Source organism: Persicobacter sp. CCB-QB2 (assembly GCF_001274635.1).
Classification (GTDB): Bacteria; Bacteroidota; Bacteroidia; order Cytophagales; family Cyclobacteriaceae; genus Persicobacter; species Persicobacter diffluens.
Genome location: NZ_LBGV01000001.1, coordinates 3389096 through 3408517, shown reverse-complemented (window position 1 = coordinate 3408517; position 19422 = coordinate 3389096). Strand labels below are relative to the sequence as shown.

At 42.8% G+C, this 19422-nt stretch carries 14 protein-coding genes and 1 pseudogene; 9 read left to right on the top strand and 6 right to left on the bottom strand.

The genetic code is table 11. The annotated features are described in order from the left end of the window. Positions 1-7: 7 nt before the first annotated feature. Positions 8-457, top strand: a complete 450-nt coding sequence (locus NG22_RS15015; protein ID WP_053406476.1) for a DMT family transporter — start codon at positions 8-10, stop codon at positions 455-457. Between the two features lie 25 nt (positions 458-482). Here NG22_RS15015 and NG22_RS15010 read toward each other — a convergent pair whose 3' ends face one another. After that, positions 483-1943 (bottom strand): ATP-dependent RecD-like DNA helicase, encoded by a 1461-nt coding sequence (locus NG22_RS15010; RefSeq protein WP_053406475.1) that lies wholly within the window; start codon positions 1941-1943, stop codon positions 483-485. A gap of 290 nt (positions 1944-2233) precedes the next feature. Here NG22_RS15010 and NG22_RS15005 point away from each other — a divergent pair. Then, positions 2234-2481 (top strand): annotated as a pseudogene (locus NG22_RS15005) (GlsB/YeaQ/YmgE family stress response membrane protein). A 1319-nt stretch (positions 2482-3800) separates the two neighbouring features. Here the strand turns inward: NG22_RS15005 and NG22_RS14995 are convergent. Next, on the bottom strand, positions 3801-6254 hold the full coding sequence (locus tag NG22_RS14995; protein WP_072159111.1) for a bifunctional UDP-N-acetylmuramoyl-tripeptide:D-alanyl-D-alanine ligase/alanine racemase: 2454 nt from the start codon (positions 6252-6254) through the stop codon (positions 3801-3803). Positions 6255-6626: 372 nt separating this feature from the next. Here NG22_RS14995 and NG22_RS14990 point away from each other — a divergent pair, with 372 nt between their 5' ends. The 5 genes from NG22_RS14990 to NG22_RS14970 all read left to right on the top strand — a co-directional run bounded on the left by NG22_RS14990 (position 6627) and on the right by NG22_RS14970 (position 10966). Further along, positions 6627-6986, top strand: a complete 360-nt coding sequence (locus NG22_RS14990; protein ID WP_053406473.1) for a phage holin family protein — start codon at positions 6627-6629, stop codon at positions 6984-6986. Next, a complete protein-coding gene (locus tag NG22_RS14985) occupies positions 6979-7377 on the top strand; it encodes a hypothetical protein (RefSeq protein ID WP_053406472.1) in 399 nt (132 codons plus the stop codon). Before NG22_RS14990 ends, NG22_RS14985 begins: the two co-directional genes overlap by 8 nt. Before the next feature lies 1 nt (position 7378). After that, positions 7379-8131 carry a geranylgeranylglyceryl/heptaprenylglyceryl phosphate synthase gene (locus NG22_RS14980; protein WP_053406471.1) on the top strand — a complete coding sequence of 251 codons (753 nt, stop codon included), beginning with the start codon at positions 7379-7381 and terminating at the stop codon, positions 8129-8131. Between the two features lie 331 nt (positions 8132-8462). Continuing rightward, entirely contained in the window at positions 8463-9926 is a 1464-nt protein-coding gene (locus tag NG22_RS14975) for a glycosyltransferase (RefSeq protein WP_172674384.1), read from the top strand. Next, a complete protein-coding gene (locus tag NG22_RS14970) occupies positions 9923-10966 on the top strand; it encodes a hypothetical protein (protein WP_053406469.1) in 1044 nt (347 codons plus the stop codon). The genes NG22_RS14975 and NG22_RS14970 overlap by 4 nt, the downstream gene beginning before the upstream one ends. On the opposite strand, the gene NG22_RS14965 is transcribed toward NG22_RS14970, so the two are convergent. Together NG22_RS14965 and rpoN are read right to left on the bottom strand one after the other, a co-directional pair. After that, complete coding sequence (locus tag NG22_RS14965) at positions 10967-11641, bottom strand: hypothetical protein (RefSeq protein ID WP_053406468.1); 675 nt, start codon at positions 11639-11641, stop codon at positions 10967-10969. A gap of 97 nt (positions 11642-11738) precedes the next feature. Continuing rightward, a complete protein-coding gene (gene rpoN, locus NG22_RS14960) occupies positions 11739-13190 on the bottom strand; it encodes an RNA polymerase factor sigma-54 (RefSeq protein WP_053406467.1) in 1452 nt (483 codons plus the stop codon). Between the two features lie 501 nt (positions 13191-13691). Here rpoN and asnS point away from each other — a divergent pair. Continuing rightward, the gene (asnS, locus tag NG22_RS14955) at positions 13692-15143 is read left to right on the top strand and encodes an asparagine--tRNA ligase (RefSeq protein ID WP_053406466.1); all 1452 of its coding nucleotides are present in this window, start codon (positions 13692-13694) and stop codon (positions 15141-15143) included. A 99-nt stretch (positions 15144-15242) separates the two neighbouring features. Here asnS and NG22_RS14950 read toward each other — a convergent pair whose 3' ends face one another. Continuing rightward, complete coding sequence (locus tag NG22_RS14950; RefSeq protein WP_053406465.1) at positions 15243-15467, bottom strand: hypothetical protein; 225 nt, start codon at positions 15465-15467, stop codon at positions 15243-15245. 414 nt (positions 15468-15881) lie between these two features. Next, positions 15882-16403: a hypothetical protein gene (locus NG22_RS14940; RefSeq protein ID WP_157601129.1), complete on the bottom strand. Its 522-nt coding sequence runs from the start codon at positions 16401-16403 to the stop codon at positions 15882-15884. Between the two features lie 609 nt (positions 16404-17012). Between NG22_RS14940 and NG22_RS14935 the strand changes: the two genes are divergently transcribed. After that, entirely contained in the window at positions 17013-19421 is a 2409-nt protein-coding gene (locus NG22_RS14935) for an RND family transporter (RefSeq protein WP_053406462.1), read from the top strand. Position 19422 lies beyond the last annotated feature (1 nt).

Below are 19422 nucleotides of genomic sequence, written 5' to 3'. Positions count from 1 at the left end.
TGAGCTTATGAATTTCATATACTATATCGTTGCCGTATTGATTGGCGCCGCCGCAGCCGTACAGGTAGGGGTGAACAGCTCCCTGAAAATCAGCACGGGAAGCCCGATCCTGGCGTCCTTTGCTAATTTCTCGGTAGGTTGGCTGGCCATCTTTGTACTTTTAATGATACAGCAAAAAGGACAAGTTGGGGAAATTATCCAATCCTATTCAGGGCTTGAAAAATGGAAGTTTACCGGTGGCTTATTGGGGAGCTTTTTTGTAACCAGCCTGGTGATTGTAACGCCCAAAATTGGCATGACCTCCACGCTGACACTAGTCATTGCCGGTCAGCTGGTTTTGGCGCTAATTCTGGATCATTTCGGCTGGCTAGGCATGCAGCAACAACCGATCAGCTGGATGAAAATTTTGGGGATTGCCATTATGGTACTGGGGGTGTGGATTATTCAAAAATTTTAAATTTTTCACTGCCCAATTCAAGACTTTAGCGCACTACCAAAAGGTGCCCTTTAGCGCGGGTTACGGCGGTATAACTCCAACGAATGGATTCCTTTTCATCCCGCATATATTGGGTGCCTTCAAAATCCACAAATACAAACTGCCACTCACCCCCCTGGGCTTTGTGGCCGGTAATGGCATAACCGTATTTCAAACGAAGCGCATTGAAGTAAGGATCTTCCCCCAGCTTTTCGTTGAACTTCTTGCTGCCTGGCTTCAGCTTGGGGTATCGGTTGCGGAAATGCTGATAAAGGGCCTTCCTTTCTAAAGCGGTGATGTCCCGATTGGGAGAATCCAGCAAGCTGTCAATAATTTTCCCCTCAATTTCCTGTGCTTCCCCCTCACTATCGATCACTTCCAGGAACACATCCCGAAAGCGCAACACCACTTCCTGCTTGCTCCAGTTTTTGGTTTCAGGATCAAAAACATCCACCCTCACCGCTTCTTCCTCCGCCTCCGGATCCATATCAATCACCCGGGCAAAATCCCCATTCAGCAGTTCCACCTCATAAGCATAATTATTCGTGCAAAGCATCAGGCGATCGCCGATTTGCAGGCCATGCTGATGAGGAAAAAGCTGTTGTCGAATGGCCAGATTGTATTGCAAGGCCAGTCGGTTAGAAAAAGTCACCAGAATCACTTCCTCCAGCCCAGATTTCTTTTGGGCCCGATCATAATAATCCACTATATTTTCACGGGGAGCGCGGTGCACATCCGAAAGTGAAAAATTAAAGGCAGGGCGTAAACCTTCCCCGCGTAAATGATTCCGCAGCTGGGTGGCATATTCCAAAATCCCACTGTCTTTTCCTTGCCGAACCACCTCGGTGAGTTGAAAGCTCTCACAATTCAGCTCGTAAGTTTCCCGCAAATAATCCTTGGAAAGGGCGCAGGAAAATGATGCGCCCACCGGTGGCAGCTGCCCGGGATCACCCACAAACAGAATCTTTCTGCGGCAAGTACCTTTTTCCGGTTCCTGTCTGCTGAATTTGATAAAATCCTGTAATAGCCGACCACTGCCAAACTGGTACATCTCGCCATCATTGGCGGTATCATTCACCATAGAGGCCTCATCCACGATATAAACCGTATTGCCTACATCATCATTTTGGCGAGTTCTGTAATGGTATTTCACATTGCCTAAATGCTTCCCTTTTTTCCCACCACGCTCTTCTTCCATCAATGAAAAAGAATAAATGGATTTATGAATGGTATAGGCCGGCTCCTGCGCTTTGGTACCTAAAACCTTGGCGGCCCTTCCGGTTGGAGCCATCAGACGATACTCCCGCTCGCGGGTATCCAGCCATTCGAGCAATTGTTGGACTAAAAAGGTTTTACCGGTACCGGCATAGCCCTTTAAAATCATCACTTCCGTCTCTTTGGATTTGATGAAAGCCTTGAACTTTTCAAAGAATTCGGCTTGCCCTTTCGTCAATGTGATGGTTTTCATTTACAAACAGCTTTGTGGATAAATCAGGAACAAAAATGAAATCTTAAAACGAATTTTCCGAAAAATATTCCCTGATCCTTTCTTTGTGGACAAGTAAGGTTAGCAAGTAGATTTGTCGGATTTAAAATCAAATATAAGTCGGATTTATCAACATTGTTATCGACTATCCACATAGTTATTCACTTTTCCACATTTTATAGCATTGATTTACAATTGATTAGCAAATTGTATTATTCCTAAAACCTTTTCCAATGGATTGTGGTAAAGTCTGTGAATCAAAACAATTCATTATGGGAATCATTTCTTGGATTATCTTCGGCTTGATCGCCGGAATTTTGAGCAAATGGATCATGCCCGGAGATGATCCGGGAGGTTTCATTGTTACCATTATCATCGGAATTGCCGGAGCGGTGGTCGGGGGTTTATTGGTTCATTACTAGGATTCGGTGGTGTGGACGGATTTAATATCGGCTCTTTTGCCATTGCAGTAGTGGGGGGGCTGGTTGTCCTCTGGGGCTATCGGAAAATAAAAGGGTAAACAAAAAAATCGCATGTTCCACAAAGTTTCACGGATGCATGCGATTTTTTATTTTACTGATTTACTGATAATTATATTTGTTTCACAGTGTTCCACAATTTATCCTAATCCGAATTACGAATGCTTGAATCCTCGTTTAGCTGCACGACGAGAAAAATGGAGGAACTTTTCCTATTTCGAGTTCTGATAGCATTTGACTAAAATATCGTTCAAGTTCAAAAGGATTATCTTTTTCACTCCTTCCAGCTAGAACCAACAAAGATTCAGACTCAAGGCTTTCTTTCAACCCGCTAATGGCTGCTAGTAGTTGAACTGAAGTCCTATACTCTGGTACTGGGCTTTTTCAAAAAAAGCTAGATCAGCCATTCAACACCTTATACTGAATAATTAATCGTTTCTTTTTCATTTTTTCTTGATAAAAAACGAAACAAAAAATCAAGGCTGTGATCAATTCTGGCGAGCCATCGAACCTGCTGCCGGAAGACATCAAGGCGTTATTTGACGATTAAAGCGAATAGAAGAAAATATTATGGAAATAACGCTGTGATGACTTCTCTTCGACAGCAGAACCCATGGCTTTTCGCCAATTGATCAAGGCCGGACTGTTGTTGTGGAAGGTTTTGCGTTATAAAGCCAAAACTGTAACAGAAAATCTCCTAACTAATAACAAGCTTTCAAATCAAATCAGGGCTTTTTCATAAAAAGCCAGACCGGCTATTCGATACTTTATATAATATTCAATCGTTTCTTTTTCATTTTTTCTTGATAAAAAACGAAACAAAAAATCAAGGCTGTGATCAATTCTGGCGAGCCATCGAACCTGCTGCCGGAAGACATCAAGGCGTTATTTGACAATTATAGCGAATAGAAGAAAATATTATGGAAATAACGCTGTGATGACTTCTCTTCGACAGCAGAACCCATGGCTTTTCGCCAATTGATCAAGGCCGGACTGTTGTTGTGGAAGGTTTTGCGTTATAAAGTCAAAACTGTAGAAGATAATCTCCTAACTAATAACAAGCTTTCAAATCAAATCGAAGCTCATATGAAACTGGAACTTTCCTATAATTTGTGGTTTTGTGAAAAAGCCGTGTTCTCAAGTACAAAATCTGCTATTTTTTCTCTGAACGTCACTTAAACCTTCTCTTTAAATTATCCATAACAAAAGACTTTCCCCTCGACCACTTTATCAATAAGGATCAAGGGGAGCGCCCTCACTTCCGCTCATTACCTGCTGTTTCACGGCGTTTCACAAAGAAACCACAATAAGTAATTTACTCATTAACAAGCCAATCCAATTGTTCCACGAAGTTCCACAACTATTCATGGAAATAAACCCGTTTTACCCGGTTACTGATCAGCGTGAGCACCTCATAGGGGATGGTTCCGGCCGCCTCAGACAAGGCCAATAGACTTTCCTGGTCATCAAACAAAATCACTTCATCTCCTTCTTTGGCAGCAACTCCTGTGACATCCACCATGCACATGTCCATGCATACATTCCCAATAATCGGTACCCGCTGTCCGTTAATTTTCACTTTCACCCGTCCATTTCCAAAAGCTCGCTGAAAACCATCGGCATAACCTATGGCAATAGTGGCAATTTTTTTAGTGGCTTCCACTTTTCCTTTTCTGCTATAGCCAACGGTTTCTCCGGCAGGAATCTCCTTAATTTGAGAAATAAAGGTTTTCAGACGAGCAGGAACTTTTAATGCCTGATCATATTTTCCGGTGACCTCCACTCCGTGCAATCCAATCCCTAGCCGGACCATATCAAAATGGTACTCCGGAAAACGAACGATTCCGGCAGAATTACATAAATGACAAAGCGGATCTATATTTAATTCAGCCTTCAAAAGCGATACCGCTTCCTGAAAACGCCCGGCCTGTTCATGGGAAAAATCATTGAACTCTGCTTCATCGGCTCCGGACAGGTGACTGAAAATCCCTTTCACTTTGAGCTCCGGATAATTTTTCAATTGCTCAATCAAAGTAGGAATTTCAGCAGGCATAAAACCCAGACGATGCATACCGGAATCAATTTTTAAATGGATGGAAGATTGTTTTCCATTGGCTCTCAAAAACTCCCCAAAGGCTTTAAGTTGGCCAAAACCAAACACCTCCGGCTCCAACTGATAGCGCACCAGGGCCTCAAAGGTATCTTCATGGCAATTCATTACCATGATGGGCAGGTGAATGCCATTTTTCCTTAACTCAACACCTTCATCGGGAAAAGCCACGCCCAGATAATCCACCCGGTGATATTGCAACAGCTGCGCCACTTCCAGATTCCCACTACCATAGGCAAAGGCTTTCACCATCACCATTAGTTTGGTTTTAGGCTTTAAAAGGGAGCGATAGAAATTCAAATTCTCGGCCATCGCGTCCAGACTCAGCTCCAGCCGTGTTCCATGGACCTTGGCCTCCAGCTCCCGTACCACCTGCTCAAATCCAAAATGCCGGGCTCCTTTTACCAGAATCAGCTCCTCCTGCCAGGGAATCTGATGCTCCAGGCTTCGCAAAAAGCTTTCAGTATCAGGAAAAAAAGTAGCTTCTATGCCCTGGAAAGCGGATTGATATGCTGAAATTTGCGAACCGATTCCTACAAAATGTGTGATTCTGCGATCTGATAGCAAACGATTCACCTGTTGATACAATTCCTCTTCTGACATGCCCGACTGCGCTATATCTGAAAGAATCACCCGCTTTACCGGCCGTTGATTTTGTTGCACCAAAAAGTCGAGCGCCATTTCGAGCCCCAGCAAATCGTTATTGTAAGTGTCGTCAATAATATAGTTTTCCTGCACCCCCCGCTTCAACTCCAGGCGCATGGATGGTGCTTTAAACTGCTTGACAATTCGTTGGATATCCTCCATGGAATATTCCAAAAATTGAAGGACCGTCAGAATATGAAAGGTGTTTTCCAGAGAAGCTTCATCTACAAAAGGCAAAAACAGTAAATCCTGCTCATTTACCTTCACAATAGTTTGGCCTTTTTCCTTACCCACAATTTTATAGCGATATGGAGCCTGATGTTCAGTAGACCAGGCGAGCAGCTTGCTGTCTTTTAAAAAACTTTTGACTTGTTTATCAATCAGCTGATGATCTTTACAATAAACCAATGCCTCCACTTCCTGAAACAGCATCAGTTTTTCCCGCACCTTTTGCTCCTGACTTTCAAAACCAGCCGCATGCGCACTGCCAATATTGGTGAAGATTCCCAATGTAGGCTGAATAATGGCCTGCAAGCGCTTCATTTCGCCGGTTAATGAGATTCCAGCCTCAAAAAGCCCGATCTGATGACGCTCATTCAGGGCCCAAACCGATAGTGGCACCCCCACCTGTGAATTATAACTTTTAGGGCTGCTGCAAACTACCCAACGCTTAGAAAGGGCCTCATGCAACCATTCCTTCACCACTGTCTTGCCATTACTCCCGGTAACCGCAATGATCGGTATTCCGAATTGAGCACGATGTTTGGCCACCAGGGCCTGCATGGCACGCAAGCTGTTGGGTACGATAATAATATTCGCATCCGGGAAATCCCTCAAAGTCCCTTCCCACTTTTGAACCACAAATTGCCGGATACCCTGACGGTACAATGTTTCCACAAATTGATGGCCATCATGTCGGGGGCCTTGCAAAGCAAAAAACAAAGCGGATTCGCTGATCACCGCCTTTCGACTATCGATTAACAGGCTTTCTATTTTCCTGTTTTCCACCATTTGGAGGATTTCCCCTCCCATAATTTTTGCTAACTGACTATAATTCATGGACCTTCCGCATTTAATGTGATGCGCATTCTTAAACTCTCCTTCTGCCAAAAGCTCATTAAAGACCCTTTATTACTTTTGGATTATTCCTAATCGTTAGGTGAATTAGGGCCCTGAATCGGCCCTAAAACTGGCCTCCAGGACCAGGTGATCCAGTGGATGATTTTCAAATGCACTAAAGCCTGCCGGCGATTTGCTCAATGTACGAAAAGCCCTTTATTTTTTATTAAATTCTTACTTCTCTACCTTCTATTTTTATAATTTGAGGGTGTGAAATAATATTTTTCAGATATTCCTCTAAATTCGTAAAGCAATACCGCCAATAATCAACAGGCACTCCCCGAAGCGGCCCTGTTGAGTTGAGATGATCATATGAAAAAAGAAACATCAAATATAGAAAGCCTGGTCAGTAACCTCACCGGCTATGTGGAGTCCAGAATAGAACTGGCGAAATTACAGGTGGGGGAACAAGCGGCCTGGGTACTTTCACGCGCATTAATTTCTATAGTGCTCATTTTCCTATTCGGCTTATTCTTTCTATTTGCCACCATAGCGCTGGGGTATTTTCTCAATGCTGTACTCAATAGCGTTTATCTGGGCTTTGTAATCATTGCCGGTTTTTATTTGTTGATCATTGTGCTGATCGCGGCTCTCAGAGCAAAAATAATTAATACCATTATGAACTGGTTCTATGAAATAATGGAAACCATGGAGGAGGAAACCAATGAATGATGTAAAAAGCAAATTCAAAGCCCGTAAGCTGGAGCTTAAGAAGCAAAATAATGAACAGCTTACTGCCTTAACCAATGACCTGATTGGCATTAAGAACGATACGGTCAATATGGGTAAAAAGGTAACTAAGACCTCTCTTGGTATTTTGGGTGGATACATTGGACTGAAAGTCATCAGCTGGATCAGTGGTTCGAAAAAGAAAAACACCTCTCATAGCGCACCCATGGCAGCAGCAGCTCCTGCAGCACCAACAGTGGAAGCATCAAAAGGAGATAAAGACCTGGGCAATACCATCAAAAAGTCCCTGGCTGAAAATCTCGTTTACTTCCTGGTAAGCTTAGCGAAACAAAAAATGCAAAATGAACTCTCCGGAAAAATGGGGGAAGAATAGCATGAATCATATTTACCCAACCATTGTAAAAAAGCAAACCTCCGCAAAAAAAATGCTGGCGGTTTTAATTGACCCTGATAAAGCCCATGACCATGAAAGCTTAACGCCTCTGCTAGAAAAATGTCAGGAATCAGGGGTTGATTTCATATTCGTGGGCGGTAGCCGAGTTCCGGAAGGTTATACGGAAAAGGCCGTCAATGTAATAAAAGAACATACCCATATTCCGGTACTCTTATTTCCGGGCCATTCCAACCAAATTTCTCAAAAGGCCGATGCCTTACTGTTCCTTTCTCTGATTTCGGGAAGAAATCCGGAATTTTTGATAGGACATCACATCAAAGCTGCCCCCCAACTCAAAAAATGGGGACTGGAGAGTATTCCCACTGGCTATATTCTGATAGATGGAGGAAAAATCACTTCGGTGGCAGCAGTAAGTCAGACCGTACCCCTTCCTGCTGATGAACCTACGCTTATTGCCAATACTGCCCTGGCCGGCCAATTTTTGGGAATGAAACTCATTTACCTGGAAGCAGGGAGCGGGGCCTTAGAAGCGGTAAGTAGCCAAACCATCCGACAAGTGAAAGACGTATTGGACATTCCTCTGATCGTCGGAGGCGGAATCAACACCGCTGACAAAGCGGCCTGGGCCTGGGCAGCGGGGGCCGACTTAATTGTGATGGGAAACAGCCTGGAGCGTGAACCTGCGCTTTTGGAGGAGGTTTTGCGCATTAAGGAAAATTACAATAACAACTAATAATCATAATAAAAATTACAACTGATTTTTATTTATTATTCGGGGGAATTCCTTTACTTGCTTATAACAAACTGCCCTGGTAGTTAATCCGAATTATTCATCGCCAAATTAACCGACTCGTCTTAAACAGTTTATTTTCAAATCAATAATGCTATAACTGCTGATTTGTTCATAGCCCCGATTTAGGCAAGCTCGCTTTCTCCACCTTCATCTGCTCTCTTGGAAAAATTTGGAACAGGAAAAATTCCTTCCTTTTTCCGCCATGCAGCCAAAGGAGGGTTTAAACATGAATAATCCGGGTTCAGCATTTCATAATTTTTTCACCCATATCATGCCAAATCAAAAAATACTCATGCTGGGCTGGGAGTTCCCTCCCCTTCTGAACGGAGGACTAGGAATTGCCTCTCTGGAATTATGTAAAGCCCTCAGCAGACTCGTGGATATCAGCCTGATTCTCCCCCGGGCAGATCAGGCCTACCGCATTGAACAAGTCACCACCTATGGCATGGATGAGGTGGAGATCAACGAAATTCTGGAGGAAAAAGGGCATGAAGCTTACACGGAATTCGTAAAAAAAACGCGCTATATTGATGTCAACCTGGACCCTTACAGCGACATCAAAACCTCCGTACCACAAACTTACGAAGAAGCTGTTCACGGCTTTCGACCAGTGACGACCTATCGGGAGATACAATACAAAAAACAAATTCCGGCCACACCGACCACTGTGGAAAAATTAATTCCTTTACCGGTCAGTCAGGAAGTTTTCCCGGATATCCCTAATGTCTTTAAAGTGGGGCCTGTTTATGGAGATAATCTTATTCATAAGGTAAAAGCCTATGCCGAATATGTGAAGGTGATGGCGGATGAATTTGATTTTGACATTATCCATGCCCATGACTGGATGACCTTCCCAGCAGCCATGGCCCTGAAGGCGATCACCGGTAAACCTTTGGTGGCGCATGTCCATTCCCTGCAATATGACCGGAGTGGCCTGACCCAGGAAGATTACATCACCCATATAGAGCGGGAAATGATGAAAACTGCTGACCGCATTATCCCGGTCAGTCGATATACCGCAGGTAAGCTCATTCAGGAATATGACTGCGATGTACGCAAAATCACCCATGTGCATAATGGCATCAGTTGGCATCAGGTAGAGCGAAAAGCCAAACCTTTCCCGAATCCGTTGGTCATGTTTGCCGGCAGGCTCACCCAGCAGAAGAATCCGGAAATGTTTGTGGAAGTCGCGGAGAAAGTGCTGGAGCATTGCCCCGATTGCCGATTTGTGGTGGTGGGCGATGGGGATCAGTATGCACGGGTCATTGAAAGAGCGGCATCCCCAACCCTGATCGGGAAATGCCATTTCACCGGCTATATGCCACATGAGCAAGTGCAGGAAATCTTTGCCATGGCAGATGTTTATTGTCTCACTTCTAATTCGGAACCCTTTGGCCTGACGGCCCTGGAAGCTGCAATGCTGGGTATTCCTGTCATTCTGACTAACCGAGCAGGAGCCGGGGAGGTCTTACGCTCCGCACCAAAAGTTGGCATCAAGCAATCCAGACGAATGGCGCAGGAAATTATTGCCTTGCTCAAGGATGATTATCACAGAGCAGCGCAAAAAGAAGCCGCCTATATGGATTTAAAAAATGCCACCTGGGGAACTTCGGCTTATAAGATCAAGAAAATTTACCAACAGATCGTAGCGGCTCAAACTTCTGAAAACACTTTAATGGCAGCAGGAGAGTCCCCAACCAATACGCATTTAGAAGAAGAGGCTTTGGTACCATGAAAAATAGCAAACGCATATTCCTCCACTGGCAGTTTCACCAGGACTTAAGCCTGAGGAAAAGTCATTTTTTTGCGCCAAATCCACAGGTACTTTTGGATCAGGAAAAAATGGAGGCGGATACATTGGAATGGGTTCACCGTATTGGAGGACCCTGGCTGGATCAGATTCAGGAAATCACCAGCCAACATTCTGATTTCTTCTGTATGCTCCAGTTTTCTGCCTCGCTATTACAAAGTCTGGAACGTTTTTATCCGGAAATGCTGGAGAAATTGCGAGTGTTGAAACAAAGGGGCAATATTGGCTTTTCCTGTGCGACTTACTATAATGGATTGTCTTACCTCCTAAACGATGATCAGCTGGAGGAACAAATTCAGCTGCATCAAAAACAGATAAAAGCATGCTTCGATTCGAATGTGGAGACTTATTGCGGACCCGCTTTATTATTTCACCCTTCCTTATATCCAGCATTAGAAAAGCGGAATATTCGAAACATCATCACCTGGGGATTTGGATTTCCTTATAACCAAATGCATCCGGCGGAGGGATCTGATCTGGAAATTATTGCCGGCAATGCCGGAATAACGCAACAACTGAACTATCGGGCAGCCTCCCTGCTTCAGCAGGTCAGCCCAGAACGATATGTGGCATATTTAATGGAAGAGGAGGGAAAGCAGCTGAATATATTACTGGATCAGGAAGTCTTCCTTCAAAAAGACAATCAATCCGCAGTCTTTGATATTCTTAAAACATTGGCCGAACAAAATAGTGTGCAATGGGCCATGCCTTCCGAAGTAACAGGAGATGCGGGAACATTTGAAAAGCTGGCGGGAGACCTGTGGGGCAATATGAATCTACTTCCGGATTTAATCGAAACCAATAAACTGCAGCATGCCGCCATTGAAGCTATTTATTATGGAAAGAAGCCAGTGCTACAATTGCTTCAGTCGATTGACATTTTCCAAAGGCTCAGCAGCAAAGACGAAAATCGACACCGCTTTTATGCTAATCTGAATAATCTGATCGGAGAGACTATCGCCTGATTACATAAAAAAACTGGCTCCGCCAAAACAAACGACCATGCCTAATAGCCATCCCCAATAAACCTCATCGGGCTTGTGGGCATTTAAATACAAACGAGCACTCATCGTAAGTCCTGAAAAAAGGGTAATTAAAGCCATCAGTTCCATTACGCCTTCCACGGGTTGGCTCAACTGGAATGCCAGCACAAAGCCTAACAACCCACCCCAGCCAGCACTGTGTACACTGATTTTATAGAAAAGGGTTATGCAGGAAAGAAGGAAAATTAAAAAAGTCATGATGACTACCGCCTTCCAAAATGGGCCCGTCAATCCCCATTGTTCATGAAGCATATAGGCCGTTAGCCCGTAAAAAAAAGACACAAAGAAAAAAGGTAAAATCCGCTCCTCTCGGCTTTCCATTTTCAAAGACTTTACCAACTTCCGACTAACCGCCATAATTAGTAAAGAGGACAAGGGAAGTGCTGAGGTTATCAAAAACATCACCCCCACAAATTTCAGATTTAATGCCTGAGGTGGTAACTCCACCAGGAAAGGAAAAAGGTAAACCACTATTGCACTAAAATAGGTACACATCAATAAAGGATGCGACAATACAGATATTATGTGTGCGAGGGTACGGTTCACGGAAAATTTTGACGTTTGATTGATGGCCTGCTGTTCTACTGGTAAAGACAATTTGGGAGAATTTGGCTTAAAAATATAATATCTAAAAATACACGGACTAAATCCTACTGTCTCAAAAATACAAAGCCCAATTGAATTGGGCCTGCTATTAAATCTGTTTTCTTAATCGTGCTACGGGAATATTGAGTTGCTCCCGGTATTTGGCGACAGTCCGGCGGGCAATTTTGTAGCCTTTATCTTTGAGCAATTTCTCCAGTTTATCATCTGAAAGCGGCTTTTTCTTATCTTCCTCATCAATCAGGCCTTTCAATACATGCTTCACTTCCCGACTGGAAACATCCTCTCCGGTGTCAGTGGTGATCCCTTCTGAGAAGAAATATTTCAAAGGAAAAATCCCGAATTCCGTCTGAATCGCTTTACTATTCGCTACACGAGAAACGGTCGAAATATCCATTTCAATTTTATCAGCAATATCTTTCAGAATCATTGGCCTCAACTTGGCCTCATCTCCGGTAAGGAAAAATTCATTCTGATGCACCAAAATACATCCCATGGTATTGAGCAAGGTTTCCTGACGCTGACGAATGGCGTCAATAAACCATTTGGCCGCATCCAGCTTTTGCTTCACAAACATGACCGTATCCCGCAAATTCTTATCCTTTTTGTCACTCTTATCATAAGCGTCCATCATTTCCGCATAAGAACGACTGACTTTCAGGTCAGGAGCATTTTTGGAATTCAGACTCAAATCCAACTTGCCATTATCATTGGTCAGGATAAAGTCCGGAATTAAATATTGATTTTTCACCAGACCTTCCGTAATCCCGCCCGGTTTGGGGTTTAGTCTAACAATGGTTTCAAAAGCATCCCTTAGGCGATCCTCCTCTTTAATATTCAGACGACGCATGATTTTCTCATAATGCTTTTTGGTAAAATCATTAAAACATTCCTCCATGATGCGGATCGCATCTTCCGTTGCTTCATCCGGATCCTGACGACGCTTCAGCTGCAGCAGCAAACATTCCTGCAGATCACGGGCCGCAATACCGGCCGGATCAAATTGTTGGATCTGCACCAATACCGATTCCAATTCCTCCAGATTAGTCTCAATATTTCGGGAAAAAGCCAGGTCATTCACGATCATTTCCAGATCACGACGGATATAACCGTCATTCTCAATACTACCAATCAGCTGCTCTCCCAATAACTTTTGATGATCATTAAGAGGAAGAAAGCTCAGTTGGTCTTTGAGCTGCTCCTGCAGGGTGGTCATGGAAGAAATCGGAATATCCTTTTCCTCTTCATCACCGCTACCATCGCCGTACATTTTATAACCACTGAAATCATCATGCAGGTACTCCTCTACACTAATTTCATTGTCCATATATTCATCAGAACCTTCTGAAGCTTCAAAATCATCCTGTTGCGCATAGGGATCTTCCGCATCATCACGTCCTTCTTCCAGGGCCGGATTAGCCTCCAGCTCTTCCTCCACACGTGCTTCCAACTCAGCTGTCGGTACCTGCAACAGTTTGATAAACTGTATCTGCTGCGGGGAAAGCTTCTGCGATAACGTTTGAGTAAGTCCTAATTTTTGCATGGGCTTTTGTGATTTTTACTTCTGTAACCTAAAATAAGGCAAGATTTTTGTTAGTGCGAGCAAATCTTTGATAATTTTTCGGAATTTAAACAAAATCATGTCCGATTCTAATCTCTTCTTGATAAAAGACATTAATAATACCGATAAAAACCCTTAAAAGTTATTCAATCGACCAAATTTTCAGCTATTTCCTATAATTTGGATAGGTTTTTGTTGGGCCGATTTTTCATTTCCACCCTGAACAAAATACGATAAATATCTAACACTCAGTACATACCTTTCAAATTTCTTTTTCCTCCTAAAAAAAAGTACCCATGTAATAAATTACAGATAATTTTAATCTATCTATTGCGCAAAAAACACCTTAGAAAAGGACAAATTGATTTCCAGTACCAAAATACTAGGTGGAAGATTGTGAATAAGTTTTGAAAGTATTTCCTTTGCCTAATTAGATGCAATTGAAATGCATCGGCTGTTTTAGAACTAAAAACTTTGTGTAAAGTGGCAGAATCAAAAAGGACAAAAATTAAAGCCCTGCTCACAGGAGAGCAGGTAGATGTAAATGTTCGCGTAAAAGGCTGGGTAAGAACCAAAAGGGGGAATAAAAATGTATCCTTCATTGCCTTAAACGATGGATCATGTCTTGCTAACCTTCAGATTGTTGCTGATCCTAATAATATTTCGGAAGATATTTTGAAGCGCATCACTACCGGTGCCTGTATTTCCGCTGAGGGTCAATTAGTCGCTTCACAAGGTGCCGGACAGAAAGTAGAGCTTAATGCCGAGACCATTGAAGTGTTAGGGGAGGCTGATCCGGAGACTTATCCATTACAGCCTAAGCGCCATAGCCTGGAGTTTTTAAGAGAGATTGCCCACCTGCGCCCTCGCTCCAATACTTTCGGTGCGATAATGCGTGTGCGCCATGCCATGATTTTCGCCGTCCATAAATTCTTTCATGATAAAGGATTTGTGAACGTACACACTCCAATCATCACCGGTTCAGATGCCGAGGGAGCAGGGGAGATGTTCCGCGTTACCACCATGGATTTGGCCAACCCTCCAAAAGATGAGGAAGGCAATATTGACTTCAAGCAGGATTTTTTCGGTAAGGAAACCAACCTGACAGTATCCGGTCAGCTCGAGGCTGAATTAGGCGCTATGGCACTAGGGGAAGTTTATACTTTCGGTCCGACATTCCGTGCGGAAAATTCTAATACCACTCGTCACCTGGCGGAATTCTGGATGATTGAGCCGGAGGTGGCTTTCGCCGACCTGGAAGACAATATGGATTTGGCTGAGGAATTCCTGAAATTCCTGGCGAAATACGCATTAGACAACTGCCGTGAAGATTTGGAATTCCTGAAGGAGCGCGCGCTACAGGAGGAGAAAAACCTTCCTGCAGATAAGAAAAACGAATTGAATCTGATTGAAAGATTAGAGTTTGTGGCCAACAACGATTTCCAACGCCTGACTTATACAGAGGCGATTGATATCCTGAAAAACTCTAAGCCAAACAAGAAAGGTCGTTTCCAATATAAAATTGAAGAGTGGGGTGCTGATTTGCAATCCGAGCATGAGCGTTTCTTGGTAGAGAAGCACTTCAAAAAGCCGGTAATTTTAACAGACTACCCGGCCAAAATCAAGGCCTTCTACATGCGTTTGAACGAAGACGAGAAAACCGTTGCCGCCATGGACATTTTGTTCCCGGGTATTGGCGAGATCGTTGGAGGTTCTCAGCGTGAGGAACGTTATGAGGTATTGGTAGAGAAAGTGAAAGCCATGGGCATTCCGGAAGAGCACGTTTGGTGGTACCTGGATACCCGTAAATTCGGAACGGCTCCTCATGCCGGATTCGGTCTTGGATTTGAGCGTTTGATCTTGTTCGTAACGGGCATGACCAACATTCGCGACGTCATTCCATTCCCACGTACTCCTGGTACGGCGGAATTCTAAGAAAATATCAACCATAAGAAAAAGGCAGTGAAAATTCATCACTGCCTTTTTTTTCGTAGATAGGTTAGCGTTGGTAATAAATATCTTTGATTGGGTAAGCTAATCTACGTTTTTCTTGATCATCGTCTGTCTTTGCTGCGTCCCCTCCTCGGTTATGGAGCGCGCAAAAAATTGCAGCAGCAATAGCATAAGGATGAATCCGGTTCCGCTTAATACCCCTTCCCATTTCATTCCCTGAACAAACATTTCATTCAGACACCAAAGGGAAAGCGGCATTAGAATAACCAGAAACAACCGCTTGACTTGAATTGGTAAAAAATCCATCTTTCTAAAAATAATAGAAGCTTATTTTAAAATAACAATAACTTTTTAATAACACAAGCTTCATAAGACCCCAAATAGGGGTACTAAAAAGATAAAATGAATATTTAGATCATTTTTAAAGATTGAGCTAAAAATAACCCACCACGATATGGCTTGTCATTGTACTAGCCCAGAATGTAATAATGTTTGCAAATCTTTATCCCGTCATCTCTTTTTTTCTGAAGATTGAGATTAGGAGATCAACACTAACAATTATTAATCCCAGTATCGGGATAAAGGTAATTATGCACATTTTTAAAAACTTCAAGCCACTCCCCAAGTAATTGTCTCTTAGGATAGAAATAGCGAGAACAAGGTATAAAACAAGATAGATCAGTAGAATTAACCCTATTTGTTGAGATGTAATAAACATAATTAACAATCATTACATAAAAACGTGGAAATAGTAACACAGCCCAAACTTCCGGTAAAACAACTTGTATCCGTTCCAATGAATGAGCATTTATATTTCTCAATTGTTGTACAAGCACCGTCCCTGACACACTTTTCGTGATGCATCGATTCAGATTTAGTCGCGCCCCAACCAATCGTATGACCGTAATAATCACCGCATTTAACCTTTAAATTTTGAATAGGAGATAATGGTGGGAAATTATACAGCACATCATCTAGAATTCCAGTCAATGCAACATACATTAACCCGTTTTTCATTTCTAAATCAGATAGATTATTCTCAATTACACCATCTACGGAAAACGTTTGCTCTTCTGTAACATTATTTACTGTTAAGGAAAATTTGTCGTTCAAGGAAAGCTTATAGTGATAGGGTCCTAATTTTTGAAATAAAACTACAGCATTATCAAGGTTTATGGTTATTCCATTGATAAGGACATCGTGTGCTTCAATTTTGAATTGAAACAAACCATTTAATTGCAACTGCCCTTCTTTGAACTTTTCAATACCTGTTATCAGACCAGGGTATGAAATATTGACTTTTTCAGACTTAAAGGAAAGTTCTGAATGGTCAAATACCTCTTCTTTTATTGCTGCTTCTTGATCACTGTCACATGCTGAAAGCAGAAAACAGAAAGCAGAAAGCAGATAATAGTCTTTTTCATTGCCATAAGAAAGCTTTTTATATTAACGGAAAAACTATGTTAATAATTATTTTAATAACATTCAAATCTTATTTTAATAAAACCCATGGTGGTAATGAAGCTAGCTCGTAAGAATTAGTTATCAAATTCCATTTACCATTGCACCTCCTTCTTGAACAATAAAAGATTGTTTATCCTACCCTCCAATCGGATACCACCTAATTGTACAACGGTCAAAAAATACAATAAAAATCAATATTTTAAGCTCAATATTAAATATCGATGCTTTGATTATTATCTGAACTTTACCACAAATCATCGGTATCACGATCGGAAAAGCGAATTAAAAATCCTTAAATTTGCCCCACTTCAGCATGATCCTTTGGTCAAAGTCTCTAAGGGAAAGCAGCTGATCTAAGAAATAATACCAAAAAAATATAATTGCACAATGTGGAATCAATTCGCCCAATTTGTACTTAGGTACCGACTGGCCCTGATCATGATCATCGGGGTTATCACGGTATTCATGTATTATCAGGGGAAAGATATTGAGATGAGCTACGAATTTGGTAGCACCGTTCCGAAGACCGATTCGGAAATGATTACTTTTTTAAATTTCAGAGAAGACTTCGGGGAAGATGGTAACTTGCTTGCCATTGGAATGAAAGACAGCGCTGTTTATGAGCTGGAAAATTTCCGCCGACTGAAGTACCTGGGTGAGGAGCTGAACAAAATTCGGGGCGTCAATGAGGTGATGTCCATCCCCCGAATGGTGCATCTGGTGAAGAATACTGAGCTCACGAAATTTGAAGCGAAATCCATTTTTGAGCAATTTCCAGACAATCAACACGATCTGGACAGCCTGCTAGGGATTGTAGGCAATCAGCAATTATACACCGGGCAGATGATCAATATGGATAATGGCGCCAACCTGCTGCTCCTTTCCATTAATAAGGACATCCTGAATTCCAAAAAGCGCTTTCAGTTGATGGATGACATCCGCATGGCCTGTGATCAGTTCAGCGAAGCCACGGACATCAAGCTGCATTATGCCGGATTGCCATTCGTGCGAACGGAAAATGCCCGCATGGTGCAGAAGGAAATGGTGATGTTCCTGATCCTTTCGGTGCTGGTCACCGGACTCATTATGCTTTACTTCTTCCGTTCCTGGGATGCGGTACTCTTCCCGTTGATCATGATCGGGGTAATCGTGATCTGGTGTGCCGGAACGCTGGGTATACTGGGTTATAAAATCACGATTCTGACGGGTGTCATTCCGCCCATTATCGTGGTCATAGGAATTCCGAACAGTATTTACCTGTTGAATAAATACCATCAGGAAATCCTGAAAACGGGAGATAAATACAAGGCCTTAACTTCAGTAATCAGTAAAATTGGTGTGGTAACCTTCCTGACCAACTTCACCACCGCAGTCGGCTTCGGTGTGTTGGCTTTTACTGATATCAAAATTCTGAAAGAATTCGGTACCGTAGCAGGTATCAATATTATCGCCACTTTCTTTGTGAGCATCATTTTCATTCCGGCAGTATTCAGCTATTTACCCAAGCCGGAATTGAAGAGGTTAGGCCATTTGAATAAAAAAGGGCTGAATAAAATCCTCAATGGCATTGACCTGATGGTGCACCGCCACCGCTATTCCGTATTGGTAGGGGCTGCTGCTATCATTGTGGTTTCTGTGATCGGTTTGTACAAAATCAAGGCGGTTTCTTTTATGGTGGATGATGTGCCGGATCACAGTGAAGTAAAGCAGGATTTGCTTTGGCTGGAGAAAAACTTTGCCGGAATCATGCCGCTGGAAATTGTGGTGGACACCGGAAAGAAAAAGGGCGTAATGAAAGAATCCATCTGGAAAAAAGTGGATAAGCTCGAGCGTGTACTGGAGCAGAACCCGAATATTTCCAGCCCGATTTCCATTGTGGAATTTATCAAAATGGCCCGGCAATCCTATTATAATGGCAATCCGGATTATTACGATTTACCCAAAAGAGATAAGAATTTTATCCTGCGCTATCTGCAGGGACAGGACGATAACTCCGGATTTCTGAACAGCTTCGTGACGGAAGACGGTCGCAAGATGCGCATCTCTTTCAAGGTAGCCGATATCGGATCGCACGAATTACATGATCTGGTAGAGGAGGTGGTAAAACCACAAGTAGAAGAAATTTTTGGTGGAAGCAGCAAAGTAACGGTCACGCCAACTGGTACCACGCTCTTATTTGTGAAGGGAAACAGCTTCCTGATTGACAATCTGAAGTCCTCCATGCTTTTGGCTTTTGTGATTATTTCCATCATTATGGCCATTTTGTTCGGACGCTTCCGCATCATCCTGATCTCGTTGATCCCGAATATGATTCCGCTATTGGTAACCGCCGGCATCATGGGATTTGTGGGCGTAGCTCTGAAGCCGAGTACCGCTTTGGTGTTCAGCATTGCCTTTGGTATTTCTGTGGATGACTCCATTCACTATCTGGCCAAATACCGACAGGATCTTTATGAAGATAATTTCTTTGTTCCTAAAGCCATCAGCAGATCCATTCATGAAGTGGGTGCGAGTATGATTTATACCTCCATCGTATTATTCTTCGGATTTATCATCTTCGGATTTTCAGAATTTGGTGGTACGCAGGCCTTGGGGCTCTTAACTTCCATGACGCTTCTGATTGCCATGAGTACTAACCTGATCATCCTTCCGGCATTATTAATGGTGTTTGATAATGGAAAGAGAAGTAAGGCGGATGAACATCTCCTGATTGATGATGTAGAGTTTTACCATGAACATGACGACGAAGAAATCAATATTTCCTCCATCAAAATAAAGAAAGAGGGAGAGGAGTAAA

Bases quoted from the DNA above. Each gene is read 5' to 3' on its own strand.
- NG22_RS14975 (WP_172674384.1), top strand. From the start codon at position 8,463: ATGCCAAATCAAAAAATACTCATGCTGGGCTGGGAGTTCCCTCCCCTT.
- NG22_RS15015 (WP_053406476.1), top strand. From the start codon at position 8: ATGAATTTCATATACTATATCGTTGCCGTATTGATTGGCGCCGCCGCA.
- NG22_RS14990 (WP_053406473.1), top strand. From the start codon at position 6,627: ATGAAAAAAGAAACATCAAATATAGAAAGCCTGGTCAGTAACCTCACC.
- NG22_RS14995 (WP_072159111.1), bottom strand. From the start codon at position 6,254: ATGAATTATAGTCAGTTAGCAAAAATTATGGGAGGGGAAATCCTCCAA.
- rpoN (WP_053406467.1), bottom strand. From the start codon at position 13,190: ATGCAAAAATTAGGACTTACTCAAACGTTATCGCAGAAGCTTTCCCCG.
- NG22_RS14980 (WP_053406471.1), top strand. From the start codon at position 7,379: ATGAATCATATTTACCCAACCATTGTAAAAAAGCAAACCTCCGCAAAA.
- NG22_RS14970 (WP_053406469.1), top strand. From the start codon at position 9,923: ATGAAAAATAGCAAACGCATATTCCTCCACTGGCAGTTTCACCAGGAC.
- NG22_RS14950 (WP_053406465.1), bottom strand. From the start codon at position 15,467: ATGGATTTTTTACCAATTCAAGTCAAGCGGTTGTTTCTGGTTATTCTA.
- NG22_RS15010 (WP_053406475.1), bottom strand. From the start codon at position 1,943: ATGAAAACCATCACATTGACGAAAGGGCAAGCCGAATTCTTTGAAAAG.
- NG22_RS14985 (WP_053406472.1), top strand. From the start codon at position 6,979: ATGAATGATGTAAAAAGCAAATTCAAAGCCCGTAAGCTGGAGCTTAAG.
- NG22_RS14935 (WP_053406462.1), top strand. From the start codon at position 17,013: ATGTGGAATCAATTCGCCCAATTTGTACTTAGGTACCGACTGGCCCTG.